Here is a 21056-nt window from a genome sequence, read left to right as displayed (position 1 = left end):
CCCGGACGGGCCGGTCCAGGGCTGCGACGTGACCGCGGTGGTGCCGTCAGGCCCCGGCGGCGTCCTCCTGGGCGTAGTAGGCCTGGCGCTCGTCCTCGGTCATCCCGCCCCACACCCCGTACGGCTCCCGGGCCGCGAGGGCGTGCTCCCGGCAGCGCACCAGCACGGGGCAGGTGGCGCAGACCTCCTTGGCGCGCTCGTCGCGTCGGCGGCGGGCAGGCCCGCGTTCCCCCTCGGGATGGAAGAACACCTCCGGGCTCGCGGTGCGGCAGGCCCCCTCGAACTGCCACTCCCACAGGTCGGCGACAGGACCCGGCTGGTGGACGGTCTCCGCCACGTTTCTCTCCTCCCGGGAGCACGCTGGAGCGTGTGGCCCCCCTGGTGTGCACAATAGCCTCACCACGGTTTATACCCGATCAAGGTATGCCCAGGGTAAAGTCGCTCCATGGCTCCCCCCTGGGGGTGGGACCGGCCCGTCGGCCAGGCAAGGAGGTGGGGACAGATGTCGTCCTCCCCCGTGCCCTGGGGTCGGGCCTCGGAGACGGGGCGTGGCCCGGTGCGGCGGGCCGGTGTCTCGGCAGGGGGCAGGACGGTGATGGCCGTGGCGACGGATCCCGGCACGCTCGAGGACCGCACGCCCCAGGCCGGGTCGGTGTCCCTGACGACGAGGGCACGCGAGGGGGACGAGCGGGCGCGGGAGGAGCTGCTCGCCGGCGTGCACCGCCTGGCCCTGCGCTACGCCCGGGCCAGGCTCGGGACGTACCCGGCCGCGGCCGAGCTGGCGGCCGACGTTGCCCAGGAGGTGTGCATGGCGGTGCTCACCGCGCTGCCGGCCTACGACGACCGGGGGGCGCCGTTCGAGGCGTTCGTCTACCGGATCGCCGCGCACAAGGTCGCGGACGCGCAGCGGGCGCACGCGAGAGGACCCGTGACGACGGACGTGCACGACGAGGCATGGCCCCGTGAGCTGGTCGGGTCCGCCGAGGACGACGTCCTGGCCGCCGACGAGGCCTCCCGCGTGCGGGACGTGCTGTCGAGCCTGTCGGAGAAGCACCAGGAGGTGCTCATCCTGCGCGTCGCCGTGGGCCTGAGCGCCCGCGAGACGGCCGAGGTGATCGGGTCGACCCCCGGGGCCGTGCGGGTCCTGCAGCACCGGGCCCTCGCGGCGCTGCGCGACCGGTGGGAGGCAGGGTGAGATGACGAGCGTGGACGACCTCCTCCGCACCGACCACCTCCTGGATGCCCTGGGCGACCGGCGGGCCGAGGGGTGCGGTTCCGACCCCGCGGCCCGGGCGCTCCTCGCGCTGGCTGTCGACGTCGACCCTGGGCCGGCCGAGGGTCGGGCAGCCGCCCCGACGAGGGGCCGGACCGGGGCGGACCGTCGCCCCGCCGTCCCGGTCGCCGGGCCCCGCCGACCGACGGGTCTGCGGCGGTGGCTGGGCGGAGCCAGCCTGGCCGCGGCTCTCATCGCCGGTTCGTCCCTGGCGGCGGCCGTCACCTCGGTGGACCGTCCTGGCTGGGGCACGGCGGACGACACCTCGGCGGTGAACGTCCGTCCACCGGTGGCGACCGGCCCGTCCACGGGCGCCCTCGCGCCCGTGATCGGGCGGTGGTCCCTCCTGCCGCCCGGCGCGGCCGACGCGGATGACGCCGAGGCGACGGCCCTGGCGGCCGCGGACGGGGCGGATGGTTCGTCGCAGGCCGGCGTCGCCCTGGGGCGGGGCGACGGTCTCGAGAACAGGACCGCTCCGGCGGTGCGCCCCCAGGAACCTGTCGCCGACGCCGCTCCCGCGGCGGCGCCCGACGAGGCCGTGCGGCGGACCGTGCCGGTCCGTCACGGTGTGCTGCTCGCCCCACCGTCGGACGCCACGCCGGCCGCGACCGTCCCGGCACTCCTGCTGCCGGCGTACCCGCCCCAGGAGCCAGGGGTGCCCGAGGACGCAGCGCCGGCAGATCCAGGTCCATCGGCCGCCACGCAGGTGGTGCCCCCGGTCGACGCCTCTGCGGGACCGCACGGCCCTGGCCGCCCGGCAGGGCCGGCCGTGCCGGCAGATCCGGCAGACCCCGGGGGGCCCGGCGTCCCGGCCGAGCCGGCGCACCCGGCCGAGCCGGCCGACGCGGCCCTGCTCTCCACCCAGTCTGTGCCGGCGCCACCCCCCGGCCGTGACCCGACACGGGACCGCGGGCCGGCAGTCCCGACCGCCCCGGGGCGTCCCGCCGTGCAGGACCCGTCGGGCGAGCGAGGTGGGTCGGAACCCCCGGCCACCCCCGGCCGTGCCGAACCGGTGACCCCCGTGGAGCCCGGGGGAGCCGGCCGCCCGGTGGTCGAGGCGGGGCCCGAGACGGGGCCGGGCACCGGCGCCGAGGCGGAGCCCGAGACCGGGCCGGGCACCGGTGCCGAGGCGGACCCGGAGATGGCCCCCGGTGCCGAGGCGGACCCCGGCGCCGGGACCGAGGACGGGCCCGTAACGGAGGAGCCTGCGCCGCAGGAGCCGCTCCGGCCGACGGACACGAGCCCAGCAGCGGGGTCGGGCGACCACCGGCAGTCCGACGGGGACGACGAGCTCGGCGCGCCGTCCGGGTCGACCGGGCGGGTCCGGACCGACGCCGGCGGCGCTCTAGGATTCGGTCCATGAGTCTGGTCGACGACAGCAGCCCCGTGCCCCCGGCCTTCGCCCAGGTGGGGCTCACCTACGACGACGTCCTCCTGCTGCCCGGCGAGACCGACCTCACCCCCGACGAGATCGACACCACCAGCCGGATGACCCGTGAGATCTCCCTCCGGGTCCCCCTCGTCTCGGCCGCCATGGACACCGTCACCGAGGCGCGGATGGCGATCGCCATGGCACGCCAGGGAGGCATCGGGATCCTGCACCGCAACCTCTCGGTCGCCGACCAGGCCGACCAGGTCGACATGGTCAAGCGCACGCAGACGGGTCGCATCACCAACCCCATCACCATCGGCCCCGACGCCACCCTGGAGGACCTGGACCACGTCTGCGGCACCTACCGGGTGTCCGGGCTGCCGGTGGTCGACGAGGACGGCCGGCTGCTGGGCATCTGCACGAACCGGGACCTGCGGTTCACCCCCGTGGCCGAGTGGGAGCGGACCCTCGTGCGCGACGTGATGACGCACACCCCCCTGGTCACGGCGCCGGGGGACGTCTCGCGGGAGGAGGCCACCCGGATCCTGCGGGCGCACAAGCGGGAGCGTCTGCCGCTCGTCGACGACGACGGACGGCTCGTCGGGCTGATCACCGTCAAGGACTTCGTGAAGTCCGAGCAGTACCCGCGCGCAAGCAAGGACGGCCAGGGGCGCCTGCTCGTCGGTGCCGCCATCGGCTACTTCGGCGACGCCTGGGAACGCGCCGGCACCCTGGTCGAGGCCGGCGTGGACGTCCTCGTGGCCGACACCGCGCACGGACACGTCCGGCTGCTCACCGAGATGGTCCGGCGGCTCAAGTCCGATCCCGCGACCCGGCACGTCCAGGTGGTCGGGGGCAACGTCGCCACGGCAGCGGGGGCGCGGGCCTTCGTCGAGGCCGGGGCGGATGCCGTCAAGGTGGGCGTGGGCCCCGGTGCCATCTGCACCACCCGGGTCGTCACCGGGGTCGGCGCACCCCAGCTCACCGCGGTCCACGAGGCGGCGGCCGCCGCCCGGGAGCACGGCGTCCCCGTGATCGCCGACGGCGGGCTGAAGTACTCCGGCGACATCGCCAAGGCACTGGCGGCCGGGGCCGAGACGGTGATGATGGGTTCCATGCTCGCCGGCTGCGAGGAGGGCCCGGGGGAGCTGATCCTCGTCAACGGCAAGCAGTTCAAGAGCTACCGCGGGATGGGTTCCCTCGGCGCCATGAGCTCGCGGGGGCAGCAGTCCTTCTCCAAGGACCGCTACTTCCAGGCCGAGGTCGCCAGCGACGAGCACCTCGTGCCCGAGGGGGTCGAGGGCAAGGTCCCCTACAAGGGCGCGGTCAGCGCCGTCGTGCACCAGATGGTGGGAGGCCTCAAGCAGGCCATGTTCTACGTGGGGGCGCGCACGGTGCCCGAGCTGCAGGAGAAGGCCAGGTTCGTCCGGATCACCCAGGCCAGCCTGCAGGAGTCGCACCCGCACGACATCGAGCTGACCGCGGAGGCGCCGAACTACACCCGGTGATCCAGCGTGTGCGGTCCGGGGCACGCCTCGTCTCTGGGTAGCCTGGGCGGGTGAGCGAGATCGAGATCGGCCGGGGCAAGCGTGGGCGTCGTGCCTACACCTTCGACGACATCGCGGTCGTCCCCTCCCGGCGCACCCGGGACCCGGAGGAGGTCTCCATCTCCTGGCAGATCGACGCCTACCACTTCGAGCTGCCCGTCATGGCCGCCCCGATGGACTCGGTGTCCTCCCCGGAGACGGCGGTGCAGATGGGCCGGCTGGGCGGGCTGGGCGTGCTCGACCTCGAAGGTCTGTGGACCCGCTACGAGGACCCGTCCGCGGCGCTCGCCGAGATCGCCTCGCTGGACCCGGCCCGGACGACCGCCAGGATGCGCGAGCTGTACGACGCGCCGATCCGGCCCGAGCTGATCACCGAACGCCTGCGGTCGGTCCGGGAGGCGGGGGTCACCGTGGCCGGTTCGCTCTCCCCGCAGCGCACCCAGCAGTTCTGGAAGGCGGTCGTCGACGCCGGGGTCGACCTGTTCGTCATCCGGGGGACCACGGTGTCCGCCGAGCACGTGTCCGGCCGCGCCGAGCCGCTGAACCTCAAACGGTTCATCTACGAGCTGGACGTCCCCGTGGTCGTCGGCGGTGCGGGGACCTACACGGCCGCGCTGCACCTGATGCGCACCGGTGCCGCCGGCGTGCTCGTGGGCTTCGGCGGTGGGTCGGCCCACCGCACCCGGACCAGCCTGGGCATCCACGCGCCGGCGGCCACCGCGATCGCCGACGTCGCCGCGGCCCGCCGCGACTACCTCGACGAGTCCGGGGGGCGCTACGTGCACGTGATCGCCGACGGCGGGGCCAGCAACTCGGGGGAGATCGTCAAGGCGGTGGCCTGCGGCGCCGACGCCGTCATGCTCGGCGCCGCCCTGGCCCGGGCCTCGGAGGCGCCGGGAGGCGGCTTCCACTGGGGCCCGGAGGCCCACCACCCGCAGCTCCCGCGGGGGGAGCGGGTGGACGTGGGCACGGTCGGCACCCTCGAGGAGATCCTCGTCGGGCCCGCGACCGCGGCCGACGGCACGACCAACATGATGGGCGCCCTGCGTAGGGCCATGGCCACGACGGGGTACACGGACCTGAAGGAGTTCCAGCGCGTGGAAGTTGTGGTGGCCCCCTATGGCAACTGAGGACGTCAACGGCCGGCACCGTCCCGGACCCGGGGGACTGCGGGTCCGGACGGACCCGGTCTACGTGCGTCGTCGGCGGGCCGTCGCCGCCGGTGTCGGGGTCCTGCTCCTCGTGCTCGTCGTCTGGTTGGCCGTGTGGCTGGCCGGGCGCGACGAGGCGGACGCCGCCGGTGGTCAGGATGCCCCTGGGGTGGCGGCCCCGGCCCCCGCCCCCGGGGACGAGACGTCGGACGGCGACGCGGCGACCGGGGACACCGGGGCGAAGGCCGACGAGGCGGAGGCCGACGACGAGGCACCCACGAGCGAGGGGCCACCGCCGATCTGGCAGCGGGAGCCGGTGCCCAACGAGCTGCCCAGCGACACCACGGCCATGGAGTCGGTGGACTACCTCACCGGCGGGATGACGCCCAAGTCGGTGATGTCCTCCGACCACGGCCTGATGATCGCCAACAACATGATGTACTCCCACACCTCGACGGTGTTCGACTCCGTCACCCGGGAGCAGGTCGCCGTCCTGGACGACGCGCTGGACCTGTCCGAGTTCGGCGTCGAGGGACACCCGGGCGTCTCCCAGGGCTCCCCGGTGGAGGCCGTCTGGACCGCCGACGGCCGCTACGCCTACGTCTCCCAGTACACGATGTACGGCGAGAACTTCGGGGTCCAGGGCTTCGACGCCTGCACCCAGGACAGCGGCGTGGGCCCCTCCTTCCTCTACCGGTTCGACGCCGAGGAGATGGCCTGGGACCAGGTGATCAAGGTGGGGGCGGTGCCCAAGTACCTGGAGATCACCCCCGACCAGTCGACGATCCTCGTCTCCAACTGGTGCGACGCCAGCATCTCGGTCGTGGACGTCGAGAAGGCCGAGGAGACCAAGGTCATCGACGTCAACGAGTCGCCGCGCGGCATCGCCATCATGCCGGACAGCAACACCGCCTACGTCGTGGCGATGTACGCCCAGTCGCTGTTCAAGATCGACATCGAGGCGGGCACGAGCGAGCTGGTCATGAACACCACGCTGCGGCCCCGGCACCTCAACCTCACCGAGGACGGGTCGACGCTCTACATGACCGTGAGCTCGGCGAACACGATCTACAAGATCGACACCGCCACCGACGAGATCGTCGACGAGGTCTCGCCGGGCCTGGAACCCCGCAGCGTGACCATGTCGCCGGACGAGACGGCGCTCTACGTGGTGAACTACAACGAGGCCACGGTCGCCAAGATCCGCACCTCCGACATGACCGTCATCGACAAGCGCAACGTGGACGCCGACCCCATCGGGATCGACTACGACCCGGTCACCAACACGGTGTGGGTCGCCTGCTACAACGGGTCCATCTACGTCTTCGACGACCAGAGCACGCCGCTGTAGCCCGGGCCACGGGGCTCCGCCCGCCCGCGGGCGATGGTCGGTCCGGGTGGCCGGATCGCCTACCCTGGAACGGTGATCCGCACCGCCCTCCGGCCCGCCTGGCTGGCCCTGCTGGTGCTGCTGCTGGCGATCGTCTGGGCGTTCGTCCAGCTGGGCACCTGGCAGATCGGGGTGAGCAGCAACGAGGCCGCCCGGGAACGGGCCGCCGAGCAGGCCGCCCGCCCCACGGAACCGCTGGCGCAGGTGATGGAGCCCCACCAGACCTTCCCGGACGACGCGGCCGGGCTCTCGGTGACGGCCGAGGGGGGGTATGCCGCGCAGCACCAGTTCCTCGTGCCGGACCGGCTGCTGGAGGGCGAGCTGGGCTACTGGGTGGTCACGCCCGTGCGCACCTCCTCCACGGACGGACCGGCCCTGCTGCCCGTCGTGCGCGGCTTCGTCACCGACCCGGCCGACGCCGACCGTCCGGACGACACGCCGGTCCAGGTCACCGGCACCCTGGCTCCCAGCGAGTCGCCCGCGGAGGGCGGCCCGTGGCCCGAGGGGCAGCGCGGATCCATCGACAGCGCCGACCTGGTCAACGACTGGGACGAGCCGCTGTTCACCGGCTTCCTCTTCCTCGTCGAGGAGGAACCGGCCCTGACCTCCGCCGAGGTGGTGCGCGTCCCCCCGCCCGTCTTCGGCGAGAGCGGGATCGTCTGGCGCAACTTCGGCTACGGGCTGCAGTGGTTCGTCTTCGCCGCCTTCGCCGTGTACATGTACCTGCGCTTCCTCCGCGAGGCCGCCCGCGGCGGCCGCCCGCCCGACCCGGACGCGGACGGCATACCCCGGGACGACTCCCGACCCCTGACCACCACCGGCTCCCGAGGAGACCTCCGATGACCGCCCGTGCCAAGCTGACCTTCTTCCGCGTCATGGCCTTCCTCGTCGGGGTGGGCCTGCTGCTGCTCTTGGCGCACATGGTGCTGCGCTACGGCTTCGACAACCGGGCCCTGGCGTGGTGGCCGGCCCCGCACGGCTGGTTCTACATGGTCTACGTCGCCGCGGTCGCGCTGCTGGGCTTCGAGCTGCGCTGGGGGTTGGGACGGATGGTCCTCGTCATGCTCGCCGGGTGCGTGCCGTTCCTGTCGTTCTGGGTCGAGCACCGGGTCAGCCGCGAGGCCTCGGCGCAGATCGCGGGCGAGCGGGCCGGCGCCGATAGGGTGGCCGCGTGACCCAGCCCCTCGACCAGCGCCCGGTTCTCGTCGTCGACTTCGGAGCGCAGTACGCCCAGCTCATCGCCCGCCGGGTGCGCGAGGCGAACGTCTACAGCGAGATCGTGCCCCACACGATGCCGGCTGCGGAGATGCTCGCCAGGGACCCTGCCGCGATCGTCCTCTCCGGCGGTCCCTCCTCGGTGTACGCCGAGGGCGCGCCGGCCCTCGAGGAGGCCGTCGTCACCGCCGGCGTCCCGGTCCTGGGCATCTGCTACGGCTTCCAGGCGATGGCCCACGCGCTCGGCGGCCAGGTGGCCCGCACGGGGGCCCGGGAGTACGGCGACACCACCGCCGCGGTCACCGACACCGGCAGCACCCTCTTCGCCGGGCAGCCGGGCAGCCAGCAGGTCTGGATGTCCCACGGCGACGCCGTCACGACGGCACCCCCCGGGACGCGGGTCACCGCGACCACGCCCGGGGCCGAGGTGGCGGCCTTCGAGGACGACGACCGCCGCCTCTACGGCGTCCAGTGGCACCCGGAGGTGCTGCACTCGGCGCACGGGCAGGAGATCCTGACGAACTTCCTCGTCAGCGGGGCCGGCATCGAGCCGACCTGGACCAGCGGCAACGTCGCCGAGCAGCTCGTCGAGGACGTGCGGGCGAAGGTCGGGAAGGACCGGGTGCTGTGCGGGCTGTCCGGCGGGGTCGACTCCTCGGTGGCCGCGGCGCTCGTCCAGCGGGCGGTGGGCGACCAGCTCACCTGCGTCTTCGTGGACCACGGGCTCCTGCGCGAGGGGGAGGCCGAGCAGGTCGAGGAGGACTTCGTCGCCGCGACCGGGGTCGACCTGGTCGTCGTCGACGCCCGCGAACGCTTCCTCTCCGCCCTGGCCGGGGTCAGCGACCCCGAGGAGAAGCGCAAGATCATCGGCCGGGAGTTCATCCGCGTCTTCGAGCAGGCCGCCCGGGACGTCGTCCGCGCCCACGAAGCCAGCCACGAGGACGACCACCCGGTCCGCTGGCTCGTCCAGGGCACCCTCTACCCGGACGTCGTCGAGTCCGGCGGGGGCACCGGCGCCGCCAACATCAAGAGCCACCACAACGTCGGCGGGCTGCCCGACGACCTGCAGTTCGAGCTGATCGAGCCGCTCAGGGCGTTGTTCAAGGACGAGGTCCGCCAGGTCGGGCTGGAGCTCGGGGTGCCCGAGGGGATCGTGTGGCGCCAGCCCTTCCCCGGCCCCGGCCTGGGCATCCGGATCGTCGGCGAGGTCACCGCCGACCGGCTCGACGTCCTGCGCCGCGCCGACGCGATCGCCCGTGCGGAGCTGACCGCGGCCGGGCTCGACCGCGACATCTGGCAGTGCCCCGTCGTCCTGCTGGCCGACGTCCGCTCGGTGGGGGTGCAGGGTGACGGACGCACCTACGGCCACCCCGTCGTGCTGCGACCCGTCTCCAGCGAGGACGCCATGACGGCCGACTGGACCCGCGTGCCCTACGACGTGCTGGCCCGGATCTCCTCCCGGATCACCAACGAGGTGCCCGAGGTCAACCGGGTCGTGCTCGACGTCACCAGCAAGCCGCCGGGCACGATCGAGTGGGAGTGAGGGGTATGCGGCTGCGCACCTCCGCCGCCCTCGTCGCCGGCCGCGCGGCCCGGGTCGTCTCCCGTCTGCGGGGCGGGGGGTCGGCGCTGCCCGGTCTGGTGACCGAAAAGATCGATCCCGCCGTGCTGCGGCACACCCTGGGGTCCCTGCCCCGAGGCGTCGTCGTCGTCTCCGGGACCAACGGCAAGACCACGACGACGAAGATGCTCGTGGCCCTGCTGCGCGCCCACGGATGGCGGGTGTTCACCAACCCCACCGGGTCCAACTTCACCCGGGGGGTCATCTCCTCGCTGCTCGGGGAGGTGCGCCTGGACGGCCGGCTCGACGCGGACGTGGCCGTCGTCGAGCTGGACGAGGCGCACGCGCTGCACTTCGCCGCGCAGGTGCCCCCGACCCATGCGCTGCTGCTCAACGTGGCCCGTGACCAGCTCGACCGGTTCGCCGAGATCGACCACACCGCCCGGCTGCTGACCCGGCTGGGCGAGCAGACCACGACCGGCGTGGTGCTCAACGCCGACGACTCCTTCATCTCCCGGGTGCGCGGCAGCCTGCGACCGGGCGTGCAGGTCCGCTGGTTCGGGGTGGACCCGAGCATCGCCGACCGGCTGCCCGAGCTGCAGGAGGCCGACGTCCGGTTCGAGGACGCCGAGGCCCGGCCCGAGCTGGGCGTCGGCGACGGGCTCCTGCTGCCCGACCCCGACGGGCGCGCCCTGACCGTGCGCTTCCCGGGAGGGGACGACGTGGGCCCCGTCGTCCTGCGCCAGCGGGGGCTGGCAGCCATGATCAACGCCACGGCGGCGACCACGACCGCCCGGGCGCTGCTGGGGGAGCAGTTCTCCGCCGGCACCGCCGCCCGCGCCCTCGCCGCGGTGAACCCGCCGTTCGGGCGGGGCGAGGTGGTCGACGTGGACGGCGCGCCCCTGGAGCTGGTCCTGGTGAAGAACCCGGCCGGCTTCACCGTCGCGCTGGGCACCTACGGCGGCGAGCCGGTGGACACGATGGTCGCCATCAACGACAACTACGCCGACGGCCGGGACGTCTCCTGGCTTTACGACGTCTCCTTCGAGTCGCTGCGGGAGCGCGGGGTCGCGCTCACGAGCGGGGTGCGCGGGTGGGACATGGCCCTACGGCTGCGCTACGACGGCGTCGAGGTGGGGCAGGTCGAGACCGACCTCGACCGGGCCCTGGACCGGTTCCTGGCCGACCACCGCGGTCGCCCGACGCGGATCTTCTGCACCTACACGGCGATGATGCACCTGCGGCGGCGCCTGGCCGACCGCTACGGACTGGCCCGCTTCGGAGAGGAGCCCACGGCATGACCGGCCCCATCGGAGAGTCCCCCCACGCGGACCAGCCGGCCTCCCGTCCGGGGACGGACCTGCCCCCGGAGTTCGACGAGGGGCTTCCCGACGAGGTCACCGGGCTGGCGCAGGTCCCGGCCGACAAGGGGGAGGTGCACCTGGTCCACCTCTACCCCCGGGAGATGAGCATCTACGGGGACCTGGGCAACACCCGCTGCCTGGCGGCCCGGCTGCGGTGGCACGGCTACCGCCCGGTGGTCCACGACCACCACCCCGGCGGTCCGTGGCCGCAGCGCGTGGACCTCGTCCTCGGCGGTGGTGGCCAGGACAGCGGGCAGGCCCGGGTCCAGGACGACCTGGCGGTCCACGCCGACCGGCTGCGCCAGCTCGCGGCGGACGGCGTCCCGATGCTGATGATCTGCGGGATGTACCAGCTCTTCGGCCAGGAGTTCGTCACCGTCGAGGGCACCCGCCTCCCCGGCCTGGGCATCCTGTCGGTCACGACCACCGGCAACGCCACCCGGATGATCGGTCCGGTGGTCCTGGAGACCGGGATGGGCGAGGTGGTCGGCTACGAGAACCACTCCGGCGCCACGGTCCTGGGCCCGGGCCAGGAGCCCTTCGGGCGCGTGCGGGTCGGCAGCGGCAACAACGGCACCGACGGGAGCGAGGGCGCCCGCACCGGCAACGTCATCGGGTCCTACCTGCACGGGCCCCTCCTGCCCGCGAACCCCGCCCTGGCCGACGGCCTGCTGGAGCTGGCCGCGCGGCGCGCGACCGGGGACTTCGTCCCCGAGCCCGTCGACGACTCGCTGGCCCTGGGCGCCCACCGCCACCAGGTGCAGCGGCTGCTGCAGGGTGCTCAGCCCGGGCCGTCGCGGCGGCTGCGCCGGCTGTCGTCCTGGGTCCCCCGTCGCCCCGGGAGGGCCGGGACGGTCTCCGCCGGGCCCGGCTGACCACCCACGAGGGCACGGCCCGACCTGCTCCACCAGTGCGCCAGTGCGGCCAGCCCGAACGGCACGACGAGCAGGTGGGCGTACACGGCATACAGCAGCGCCGTCGCGGAGGCCGCCCCCGCGTCGCCCCCGAGGAGCACGAGCACGCCGGCGGTGCCCACCTCCGTCACCCCGAGACCGCCGGGTGTCACCGCCAGGACCGTCAGCAGCTGGCGGAAGGTGTAGGCGCACACCAGCGCGGCGACCGGCAGGTCCATGCCCACCGAGCGGGCGGCGACCCAGTAGAGCCCGAACAGGAGGACGAACTGACCTGCCATGCCCAGCGTCATCGTCGCCCAGCGGCTGCCCACGGTCTCGAGGATCCGGCGGCGCTGGTCGACGACGACACGGTCGGCGGTGCTCCCGGAGGCCCTCACCTGACGGCTGAACGGCCGGGCCACGACCCGCACCCCGGCGGCCACCACGGCCGAGACCCGGTCGGAGAGCAGGACCAGGGTGGTGAGGGCGACCACGCCGGTGCCGACGGCACCGGCCACCCAGGCCCCGGTCACCACGGCGTCCGGCGCGTCGAGGGGGCCGGCCACCAGGACGAGGGAGCCCACGACGGGCAGCGCGACGCGCGCCAGCAGGTTCCAGATCCCGGTGACGAGGAACGAGCTGGAGATCGCCCGTCGGGAGAACCCCCAGGTGCGCAGCATCGACCAGGCCACGCCGACCCCGACCGCCGCCCCCAGGGGGACGAGGTTGGCCACGGTCGCGGTCACCGCGTTGAGCCGCAGCGCTCGCCCGGCCCGCAGGCCGGGCAGGGACCCGGTGAGGACGAAGGTGTAGCAGTAGAGGCCGGCGAGCAGCAGCACCCCCATCGCCACCGCCGGCCCCGCCCGCAGCCGGGCGAGCTGCGTGCCGATCGCGTCCCAGGAGGTGTCCAGCAGGTGGGGCAGGCCGAAGGCGATGAGCAGCACGACGGCGGCCAGGCCGGCCAGCGACTGCAGGACCTCGCGCCGGCCCGGCGCCCTGAGCGTGGGAGCCTCGCGGCTCACCGGGCGACCACCGCGTCCGCGTCGCGGGCGCGGGCTCCCCGGTCGGACAGCAGCCACCACAGGCCCGCCGCGGGCAGCACGAGGGGGATGAGCAGGTAGCCGGCCCCGTAGCCCGACCAGACGGTGGCGTCGGGGAACATCTCGGGGGCGAGCAGGCTCCAGGTGCCCACCACGAGCACGCCGACCATCTCCACCGACAGGGCGACGACGCTGACCCACCAGGCCGCCCGGCCCGGCAACGACAGCGACACGAGGGCCACGACGTAGACCGCGGCCGCGACGGCGGACAGCGTGTAGGCCAGGGGTGCCTCGTCGAACCGGGTGAGGATCTGGGCCGCCGACCGGGAGACGGTCCCCACGACGAAGACGAGGTAGAGCGCCAGGATCACCCGTCCGGGCCCGTGCCGCCGGTCGCCGGCGTGGGCGGTGGGTGCCCTCATCCGAATCCCACGCCGTACCAGATCTGGGCCGAGCGGGCCGCCATGACCGCCACCGTGAAGGCCGCGACGGAGAGCACGAAGGTGCTCCAGCGGGTGCGTTCCTCGCGCGCCCAGATGAGGGCGACTGCGGGCAGGAAGGCGACGGTCACCAGGTAGGCCCACAGCTCCCAGCCCGGCCCGCCGGGGGACTGGCCGGCCACCTGCCGCCACAGGTACAGGCCCAGGTAGGCCAGGACCCCGACCTGCAGCAGGACCGTCGCACCGACCGTGACCGGGCCCGGCGCCCGCCCGTTGAGGCCGGCCACCAGGCAGACGAGGGCCACGAGCAGCCCGGCGACCAGCACGGCCAGGGTGGGGGCGTCCAGATAGCTGGCGGAACCCTGCGCGGCAGCGGCCGGCAGGGGGAGGGCGCCGGTCACGGGAGGGGCCCCGATCCGGTCGGGGCGGTCAGGGAGGGGGTGCGCACGCGTCCCAGGGTATGCCGCGCCCGCGCCGCCGAGGGTGTGGAGGTCGGCCGGGTGGGTCGCCGGCGGCGCCTACCATGGACGGACGATGAGCAGCCTGTTCGACCACCTCTCCTTCGACCTCCCGCCGGCCTCCCCCTCCGGCGGGGGGACGCCCGACGTGGACGACCGCGGGGTGCCCGCGTGGGCGGTCGAGGGAGGGCCGGCGGACACGGCCGGCACCTCGGCCGGCGGACCGGCCCCCAGCCCCTCGGCCCTCGGCCGGTCGGTGGCCGAGCTGCTCGCCGGGCTCAACGACCCGCAGCGGGAGGCCGTCGTCCACGCCGGCAGCCCGCTGCTCATCGTCGCGGGCGCGGGCTCCGGCAAGACCCGCGTGCTGACCCACCGGATCGCCTACCTCCTCGCCGAGCGCGGTGTCCAGCCGGGACAGGTGCTGGCCATCACCTTCACGAACAAGGCGGCCGCCGAGATGCGCGAGCGGGTGGAGGGCCTCGTCGGCCCCCGGGCCCGGGCGATGTGGGTCTCGACGTTCCACTCGGCCTGCGTGCGCATCCTGCGCCGGGAGGCGGCCACGGCCGGCCTGCGGTCGACCTTCTCCATCTACGACGCGGCCGACAGCCAGCGGCTCATGGGGATGGTTGTACGGGACCTGGACCTCGACCCCAAGCGCTACCCGCCCCGGGCCTTCCTGGCCAAGGTGTCCGCGGCCAAGAACGAGCTGGTCGACGAGGAGACCTTCGCCGCGACGGTCGGGGCCAACCCCTACGAGCAGAAGGTCGCCGAGGCCTACACGATGTACCAACGTCGGCTGCGGCAGGCCAACGCCCTGGACTTCGACGACCTCATCGCCACCACGGTGCACCTGCTGCGTGCCTTCCCCGCCGTCCGCGAGCACTACCGCCGGCGGTTCCGGCACGTGCTGGTGGACGAGTACCAGGACACCAACCACGCCCAGTACGCCCTCGTCCGCGAGCTGGTGGGCACCGAGGGCGACATCGTCGACGGCACCGGCCGGGCGCTGGCGCCGGCGGAGCTGTGCGTCGTCGGCGACGCCGACCAGTCCATCTACGCCTTCCGTGGGGCCACGATCCGCAACATCGTCGAGTTCGAGCAGGACTACCCCGACGCGCGCACCATCCTGCTCGAGCAGAACTACCGCAGCACGGCCACGATCCTGCAGGCCGCCAACGCCGTCATCGCCCGCAACCCCCGGCGGCGGGACAAGCGGTTGTGGACCGAGACCGGCGACGGGCACCCGATCGTGGGCTACGTCGCCGACAGCGAGCACGACGAGGCCTCGTTCGTGGCCCGCCGCATCGACGAGCTCGCCGACGAGCGGGGCGTCCGCCCCGGTGACGTGGCCGTCTTCTACCGCACCAACGCCCAGTCCCGCGCGCTGGAGGAGGTGCTCGTGCGCACCGGCCTGCCCTACAAGGTGGTCGGCGGCACCAGGTTCTACGAACGCCGTGAGATCAAGGACGCGCTGGCCTACCTGCGGGTGGTGGCCAACCCGGCCGACGACGTGAACCTGCGCCGCATCCTCAACACCCCGCGGCGCGGCATCGGCGACCGGGCGGTGGGGGCCGTGGCGGCGCTCGCCGAGCGCGAGCGCATCCCGTTCGTCGCGGCCCTGGGCCGGGCCGCCGACGCCCCCGGCATCGCGTCCCGCTCCGTCGCGGCCATCACGGCGTTCACCGGGCTCCTCGAGCAGCTGGGCGGCGTCGCGGAGGACCCCGACGGCGGGGTGGGCGACCTGCTGGAGGCGATCCTGGAGCGCACCGGCTACCTCGCCGAGCTGCGGGCGAGCACCGACCCCCAGGACGAGACCCGGGTGGAGAACCTCGCCGAGCTCGTGGCCGTGGGACGGGAGTTCGACGAGACCTACCCCGACGGCGGCCTGGTCGACTTCCTCGAGCAGGTCTCCCTGGTCGCCGACGCCGACGAGATCCCCGACGAGCACGACGGCGGCGGGGTGGTGACCCTGATGACCCTGCACACCGCCAAGGGTCTGGAGTTCCCGGTGGTCTTCCTCACCGGGCTGGAGGACGGGACCTTCCCCCACCAGCGCAGCCTCGACGACCCGGCGGAGCTGGAGGAGGAGCGCCGGCTGGCCTACGTCGGGATCACCCGGGCCCGCGAGCAGCTGCACCTCTCGCGGGCCGGGACCCGGGCGGCCTTCGGAGCCCCCCAGTGGTTCCCCGCCTCCCGCTTCCTGGACGAGATCCCCGAGGAGCTGGTCACCTGGCAGCGCACCGACGCCGACCGCGCCAGCGTGGGCGGCCGGCGGTCGGCGGCGGAGGGCTTCGGCTGGCAGGGCGGGTGGGGCACCGACCGGGGACCCGGCCGGCCGGCCGCCGTGCGGCTGGACCCCCGCGGCAGCGCCCCCCGGCGCGAACGGACCGAGGCGGAGGAGGCCGAGCTGGCCGCGCTCGCCGAGGGCGACCGGGTCAGCCACGACTCCTTCGGGCTGGGCACGGTCGTCCGGGTCGAGGGCACCGGCCGGCACGCGATGGCCCACGTCGACTTCGGCGGGGACACCGGCGTCAAGCGTCTGCTGCTGCGGGTGGCGCCCCTCGAGAGGCTGTGAGCCGCCGGGCAGGTGCCCCCGGCCGGGCCCACGGCCTGCGATAGTCTGCGGCCATGACCTCATCACCGTTGCGCGTGGTCGTGGCCAAGCCGGGTCTGGACGGCCACGACCGGGGAGCCAAGGTGGTCGCCCGCGCCCTGCGCGACGCCGGTGTGGAGGTGATCTACACCGGGCTGCACCAGACCCCGGAGCAGATCGTCGCCGCCGCCGTCGCCGAGGACGCCGACGCGATCGGGTTGTCGGTCCTCTCCGGCGCCCACCTCACGCTCTTCCGACGGGTCCTGGACCTGCTCGCCGACCAGGACGCCCGCGACATCGTCGTCTTCGGCGGCGGCATCATCCCCGAGGACGACATCCCGGTGCTCAAGGAGATGGGCGTGGCGGAGGTCTTCACCCCCGGCACCAGCACCTCCTCGATCACCCGGTGGGTGGACGAGCACCTCGCCCAGCCCGCCTGAGGTCCGGCCCGTCCGGCGGACGTCCCTCCGGGCCGGTGGCACACCTGTTCCGACCAACCACCACCACACGATGGGAAGCTGACTCGTGGATCTGTTCGAGTACCAAGCACGCGACATGTTCGAGAAGCACGGCGTCCCCGTGCTGGCCGGTGCCACCGCCGACACCCCGGAGGAGGCGTACGAGGCCGCCCGGCGGATCGGTGAGGACTCGGGCGGCGTCACCGTCGTCAAGGCCCAGGTCAAGACCGGCGGTCGCGGCAAGGCCGGGGGCGTCAAGGTCGCCAAGAGCGCCGAGGAGGCCCGCGCGGCCGCCGAGGCGATCCTCGGGATGGACATCAAGGGGCACACCGTCCACCGCGTGATGATCGCCCAGGGCGCCCGCATCGCCGAGGAGTACTACTTCTCCGTCCTGCTGGACCGCGCCAACCGCTCGCTGCTGGCCATGTGCTCCAAGGAGGGCGGCGTGGAGATCGAGCAGCTCGCGGTCGAGCGCCCCGAGGCGCTGGCCCGGGTCGAGGTCGACGCCAACAGCGGGATCGACGAGGCCAAGGCCCGCGAGATCGTCGAGCAGGCCGGCTTCGACGCCGAGACCGGCGAGAAGATCGTGCCGGTGCTGCAGAAGCTGTGGACCGTGTACCGGGACGAGGACGCCACGCTCGTGGAGGTCAACCCCCTCGTCAAGACCGAGGAGGGCCAGATCGTCGCCCTCGACGGCAAGGTGACCCTGGACGCCAACGCCGACTTCCGCCAGCCGCACCACGCCGAGCTGGAGGACAAGGGGGCCACCGACCCGCTGGAGGCGCAGGCCAAGGAGCTGGACCTCAACTACGTCAAGCTGGACGGCAACGTCGGCATCATCGGCAACGGTGCCGGGCTGGTCATGTCCACCCTGGACGTCGTGGCCTACGCCGGCGAGGAGTTCACCGGCGGCAAGGCCAGGCCGGCCAACTTCCTCGACATCGGGGGCGGCGCCTCCGCCGAGGTCATGGCCAACGGCCTGCACGTCATCCTCGGCGACGACCAGGTCAGGTCGGTCTTCGTCAACGTCTTCGGCGGCATCACCTCCTGCGACGCGGTCGCCAACGGCATCGTCAAGGCCCTGGAGATGCTGGGCGACGAGGAGACCAAGCCCCTCGTCGTGCGCCTCGACGGCAACAACGTGGAGGAGGGCCGCCGGATCCTCGCCGAGGCCAACCACCCCCTCGTGACCATCGAGGAGACCATGGACGGCGCCGCCCGCAGCGCCGCCGAGCTGGCCGCCAAGTAAGCCCCCGACGAGACCACGAACGAAGGATCAGAGACTCCTATGGCAATCTTCCTCGACGACAGCTCCAAGGTCATCGTCCAGGGCATGACCGGCTCCGAGGGCATGAAGCACACCCAGCGGATGCTGGCCTCCGGCACCCAGGTGGTCGGCGGGGTCAACCCCCGCAAGGCCGGCACCGAGGTCGAGTTCCAGGGCGGCGCCACCGTGCCCGTCTTCGGCTCCGTGGCCGAGGCGATGGAGGCGACCGGCGCGAACGTGTCCGTCGTCTTCGTCCCGCCGAAGTTCGCGAAGGACGCGGTGGTCGAGGCGGTCGACGCCGGCATGCCGCTCCTCGTCGTCATCACCGAGGGCATCGCGGTCCGCGACACGGCCGAGTTCTGGGCCTACGCCCGCGACAAGGGCACCACCCGCATCGTGGGCCCCAACTGCCCGGGGCTGATCAGCCCGGGGATGTCCAACGCCGGCATCATCCCGGCCGACATCGCCGGCCCCGGCCGGATCGGCCTGGTGTCCAAGTCCGGCACGCTGACCTACCAGATGATGTACGAGTTGCGTGACATCGGCTTCTCCACGGCCGTCGGCATCGGGGGCGACCCGATCATCGGGACCACCCACATCGACTGCCTCCAGGCCTTCCAGGACGACCCGGAGACGGACGCGATCGTCATGATCGGGGAGATCGGCGGCGACGCGGAGGAGCGTGCCGCGGACTACATCAAGGCCAACGTCACCAAGCCCGTCGTGGGCTACGTGGCCGGCTTCACCGCCCCGGAGGGCAAGACGATGGGGCACGCCGGCGCCATCGTCTCCGGCTCCTCCGGGACGGCGCAGGCCAAGAAGGAGGCCCTCGAGGCCGCCGGCGTCAAGGTCGGCAAGACCCCCTCGGAGACGGCGCGGCTCATGCGGGAGATCGTGGCCGGGCTGGACTGACCCGCCTCCGGCACCGGCGCGCGACGGGCGGTCCCTCCCCGGGGCCGCCCGTCGGCGCGCCTGCCACCGTGCCCCGTCGCGGCGCGCGACGATGGACCCGCCATGACTGTGCTGCAGCGCCCGGACACCGTCCCCGACCCCGACCGCCACGACGGCCCCGCCCCCCGTCCCCGGGGATTGACGGCGGGGCGGGTTCTCGGGCTGCTGCTGTCCGTCCTGTCCGGGGCGGCCTGCGTGCTGCTGGGCGCCATCGCGGTCGCCGTCCCCACGGTGGTGACCTGGGTCGCGGACGAGCGCAGCACCGCCTCGTTCTGGCAGACGCTGGGCGCCTCCGTCGACGTGTGGGCCCTGGCGCACCGGGCCGAGGTGCGCGCCGACGGCACCGACGTCGTGCTGGCCCCCCTGGCCCTGACCTTCCTGCTCGTGGGCGTCTGCGCCTACGCCGCGCACCAGGTGGTGCTCGCCCGCACCGACCTGCGCGCACGCGTCCCCCGGATCGGTGGCTGGCGGGCCGCCTGGCACGCGCTCGGCGGCGACGAGGCGCTCGCCTTCGTGCTGGGGTATGCCGTCGCGGCCCTGCTGCTTGCCCACACCGCCAGCTTCGGGCTGGCCCCGGTGTGGTTGCCGAGCCTCGTGCCCGGGGCGCTGCTGGTGCCCGCCCTGGCGGTGCTGTGGGTGTGGTGGGCCGAGCACCGTCGGGCCGACCACCCGGTCGTGGACGCCGGGCTGCGCTGGACGACGCGCCGCACCCCGGCGAGTGTGCGCCGGGCCGTGGCGCCGGCCGTGGAGGTCGTCGTCGGGTTCACCGCGGTGGCCTTCCTCATGGTGCTCGGTCTGCTGCTCATGCGGGGCGACCGGGTCCTGGCCCTCTACGCCGCGCTGGACGCCGGCTGGGTCGGCACCGCCGTACTGACCCTGGCCCAGCTGCTCGTCCTGCCCAACCTCATGGTCTGGGCCGTGGCGTGGCTCGCCGGGGCCGGGGTGCACGTCGGCACCGTCCACGTCGGCTGGGCCGAGTCCACCCCGGGCGACCTGCCCCTGCTGCCCGTGCTCGGTGCCCTGCCCGAGCCGGGGGTGCTGCCGCCGGGGCTGTGGGCCATGGCGCTCGTGCCCCTGGTCGCCGGCGGGTGGCTCGGGCACCGGGTCGTCGGCGCCGCCCCGCGGCTGTCCACCTGGTGGACCAAGGCCCGCACCGCCCTCGTCGGAGCCCTCCTCGTGGCCGGGGTGGCCCTGCTGCTCGGCTGGCTCTCCACGGGCGGTCTGACGCCCGGGCTGCTCGGCACCGTGGGTGTCCTCCCGTGGCGCTTCGCGGGTCTGCTCGGCGCCCAGGTGGCTGCCGGGGCGGTGCTCGTCGTGACGGTGCGGCACCTGCTCGGCGGCCGGGGCCCGGCCCGGCGGTGAGCACGGTGCCCGAGCCCGGCCCGTCGCCCGTCCGGCCCGTGGCGGGGGAGCCGGCCCGGGTCGTCGTGCTGGTGTCCGGGTCCGGCACCCTCCTGCAGGCCGTCCTCGACGCCTGCGCCGACCCGGGCTACGGGGTGGAGGTCGTGGCCGTCGGTGCGGACCGGGACGGCATCCTGGGGCTGGAGCGCGCGGAGCGGGCGGGGGTCCCCACGTTCGTGGTGCGGCTGGCCGACCATGCCGACCGGGCCGCCTGGGACGGGGCGCTGGCGGCGGCCCTCGCGCGGCACGCGCCCGACCTGGTGGTCTCCGCCGGGTTCATGAAGATCCTCGGTCCGCAGGTGCTCGACCGGTTCACGGTGGTCAACACCCACCCGGCGCTGCTGCCCAGCTTCCCCGGCGCGCACGCCGTCCGCGACGCCCTGGCTGCCGGGGTCACGGTGACCGGCTGCACCCTGCACGAGGTCGACGCGGGCGTCGACACCGGTCCGGTCATCGCCCAGCGTGCCGTGGAGGTGCACGCGTCGGACACCGAGGGGTCCCTGCACGAGCGGATCAAGACGGTGGAGCGGGCCATGCTCGTGGAGGAGCTCCCGCGGCTGCTGCGGGACCCTGGCCACGAGACCCGCAGGCACCCCTAGACTGGCCGCCACACGACTGGCGCAGGTGGACCACCACCGGGGAGTGACGTTCGTGGGCATCGCCCGCCTGGGTGCCCGCACCG

The 21056-nt window shown here is 74.0% G+C and carries 20 protein-coding genes and 1 riboswitch; of the genes, 16 read left to right on the top strand and 4 right to left on the bottom strand.

From position 1 onward, the window contains the following. Positions 1 to 46: 46 nt before the first annotated feature. Positions 47 to 337, bottom strand: coding sequence for a WhiB family transcriptional regulator (locus FJR00_RS05595; protein ID WP_075959100.1), 291 nt, complete (start codon positions 335 to 337; stop codon positions 47 to 49). Between the two features lie 264 nt (positions 338 to 601). Between FJR00_RS05595 and FJR00_RS05590 the strand changes: the two genes are divergently transcribed. The 10 genes from FJR00_RS05590 (at position 602) to FJR00_RS05545 (ending at position 11748) form a co-directional block, all read left to right on the top strand. Then, positions 602 to 1195: a sigma-70 family RNA polymerase sigma factor gene (locus FJR00_RS05590; protein ID WP_238330327.1), complete on the top strand. Its 594-nt coding sequence runs from the start codon at positions 602 to 604 to the stop codon at positions 1193 to 1195. Between the two features lies 1 nt (position 1196). Continuing rightward, positions 1197 to 2636, top strand: coding sequence for a hypothetical protein (locus FJR00_RS05585; protein WP_238330326.1), 1440 nt, complete (start codon positions 1197 to 1199; stop codon positions 2634 to 2636). Next, positions 2633 to 4153: an IMP dehydrogenase gene (guaB, locus tag FJR00_RS05580; RefSeq protein ID WP_141337827.1), complete on the top strand. Its 1521-nt coding sequence runs from the start codon at positions 2633 to 2635 to the stop codon at positions 4151 to 4153. The genes FJR00_RS05585 and guaB overlap by 4 nt, the downstream gene beginning before the upstream one ends. A 50-nt stretch (positions 4154 to 4203) precedes the next feature. Beyond that, positions 4204 to 5322: a GuaB3 family IMP dehydrogenase-related protein gene (locus FJR00_RS05575; RefSeq protein ID WP_141337826.1), complete on the top strand. Its 1119-nt coding sequence runs from the start codon at positions 4204 to 4206 to the stop codon at positions 5320 to 5322. Beyond that, the gene (locus tag FJR00_RS05570; RefSeq protein WP_141337825.1) at positions 5312 to 6694 is read left to right on the top strand and encodes a YncE family protein; all 1383 of its coding nucleotides are present in this window, start codon (positions 5312 to 5314) and stop codon (positions 6692 to 6694) included. Before FJR00_RS05575 ends, FJR00_RS05570 begins: the two co-directional genes overlap by 11 nt. 72 nt (positions 6695 to 6766) lie before the next feature. Beyond that, the gene (locus FJR00_RS05565; protein ID WP_181409509.1) at positions 6767 to 7576 is read left to right on the top strand and encodes an SURF1 family protein; all 810 of its coding nucleotides are present in this window, start codon (positions 6767 to 6769) and stop codon (positions 7574 to 7576) included. Beyond that, on the top strand, positions 7573 to 7908 hold the full coding sequence (locus FJR00_RS05560; RefSeq protein WP_141337823.1) for a DUF3817 domain-containing protein: 336 nt from the start codon (positions 7573 to 7575) through the stop codon (positions 7906 to 7908). Before FJR00_RS05565 ends, FJR00_RS05560 begins: the two co-directional genes overlap by 4 nt. Then, complete coding sequence (gene guaA / locus FJR00_RS05555; RefSeq protein ID WP_141337822.1) at positions 7905 to 9491, top strand: glutamine-hydrolyzing GMP synthase; 1587 nt, start codon at positions 7905 to 7907, stop codon at positions 9489 to 9491. Before FJR00_RS05560 ends, guaA begins: the two co-directional genes overlap by 4 nt. Before the next feature lie 5 nt (positions 9492 to 9496). Next, positions 9497 to 10810: a DUF1727 domain-containing protein gene (locus FJR00_RS05550; protein ID WP_141337821.1), complete on the top strand. Its 1314-nt coding sequence runs from the start codon at positions 9497 to 9499 to the stop codon at positions 10808 to 10810. Next, the gene (locus tag FJR00_RS05545) at positions 10807 to 11748 is read left to right on the top strand and encodes a type 1 glutamine amidotransferase (protein ID WP_141337820.1); all 942 of its coding nucleotides are present in this window, start codon (positions 10807 to 10809) and stop codon (positions 11746 to 11748) included. The genes FJR00_RS05550 and FJR00_RS05545 overlap by 4 nt, the downstream gene beginning before the upstream one ends. Here the strand turns inward: FJR00_RS05545 and FJR00_RS05540 are convergent. Genes FJR00_RS05540 through FJR00_RS05530 form a run of 3 tightly spaced genes read right to left on the bottom strand, consistent with a single transcriptional unit; the run spans position 11655 to position 13647 of the window. Then, positions 11655 to 12788, bottom strand: coding sequence for a lysylphosphatidylglycerol synthase transmembrane domain-containing protein (locus FJR00_RS05540; protein WP_181409508.1), 1134 nt, complete (start codon positions 12786 to 12788; stop codon positions 11655 to 11657). The genes FJR00_RS05545 and FJR00_RS05540 overlap by 94 nt on opposite strands. Continuing rightward, the gene (locus FJR00_RS05535; RefSeq protein ID WP_075959087.1) at positions 12785 to 13228 is read right to left on the bottom strand and encodes a hypothetical protein; all 444 of its coding nucleotides are present in this window, start codon (positions 13226 to 13228) and stop codon (positions 12785 to 12787) included. The genes FJR00_RS05540 and FJR00_RS05535 overlap by 4 nt, the downstream gene beginning before the upstream one ends. Continuing rightward, on the bottom strand, positions 13225 to 13647 hold the full coding sequence (locus tag FJR00_RS05530) for a hypothetical protein (protein ID WP_083664293.1): 423 nt from the start codon (positions 13645 to 13647) through the stop codon (positions 13225 to 13227). The genes FJR00_RS05535 and FJR00_RS05530 overlap by 4 nt, the downstream gene beginning before the upstream one ends. 133 nt (positions 13648 to 13780) lie before the next feature. Here FJR00_RS05530 and pcrA point away from each other — a divergent pair, with 133 nt between their 5' ends. From pcrA to purN, 6 genes are all read left to right on the top strand, one after another. Continuing rightward, on the top strand, positions 13781 to 16279 hold the full coding sequence (gene pcrA, locus FJR00_RS05525; protein ID WP_141337818.1) for a DNA helicase PcrA: 2499 nt from the start codon (positions 13781 to 13783) through the stop codon (positions 16277 to 16279). Positions 16280 to 16332: 53 nt separating this feature from the next. After that, positions 16333 to 16737 carry a coenzyme B12-dependent isobutyryl CoA mutase small subunit gene (locus FJR00_RS05520; protein ID WP_075959085.1) on the top strand — a complete coding sequence of 135 codons (405 nt, stop codon included), beginning with the start codon at positions 16333 to 16335 and terminating at the stop codon, positions 16735 to 16737. 85 nt (positions 16738 to 16822) lie between these two features. Continuing rightward, the gene (sucC, locus tag FJR00_RS05515) at positions 16823 to 18004 is read left to right on the top strand and encodes an ADP-forming succinate--CoA ligase subunit beta (RefSeq protein WP_141337817.1); all 1182 of its coding nucleotides are present in this window, start codon (positions 16823 to 16825) and stop codon (positions 18002 to 18004) included. Between the two features lie 39 nt (positions 18005 to 18043). Then, positions 18044 to 18934: a succinate--CoA ligase subunit alpha gene (sucD, locus tag FJR00_RS05510; RefSeq protein WP_141337816.1), complete on the top strand. Its 891-nt coding sequence runs from the start codon at positions 18044 to 18046 to the stop codon at positions 18932 to 18934. Positions 18935 to 19036: 102 nt separating this feature from the next. Next, positions 19037 to 20335 (top strand): cell division protein PerM, encoded by a 1299-nt coding sequence (locus tag FJR00_RS05505; protein WP_141337815.1) that lies wholly within the window; start codon positions 19037 to 19039, stop codon positions 20333 to 20335. Between the two features lie 5 nt (positions 20336 to 20340). Then, entirely contained in the window at positions 20341 to 20973 is a 633-nt protein-coding gene (gene purN / locus FJR00_RS05500; protein ID WP_238330343.1) for a phosphoribosylglycinamide formyltransferase, read from the top strand. Between the two features lie 2 nt (positions 20974 to 20975). Further along, positions 20976 to 21053, top strand: a riboswitch (ZMP/ZTP riboswitch). Positions 21054 to 21056: the final 3 nt, after the last annotated feature.

The sequence above is a fragment of the Ornithinimicrobium kibberense genome (genome assembly GCF_006519705.1).
Lineage (GTDB): Bacteria > Actinomycetota > Actinomycetes > Actinomycetales > Dermatophilaceae > Ornithinicoccus > Ornithinicoccus kibberensis.
The sequence above is the reverse complement of the archived record's forward strand: the minus strand, read 5'-3'. Positions and strand labels throughout refer to the sequence as shown.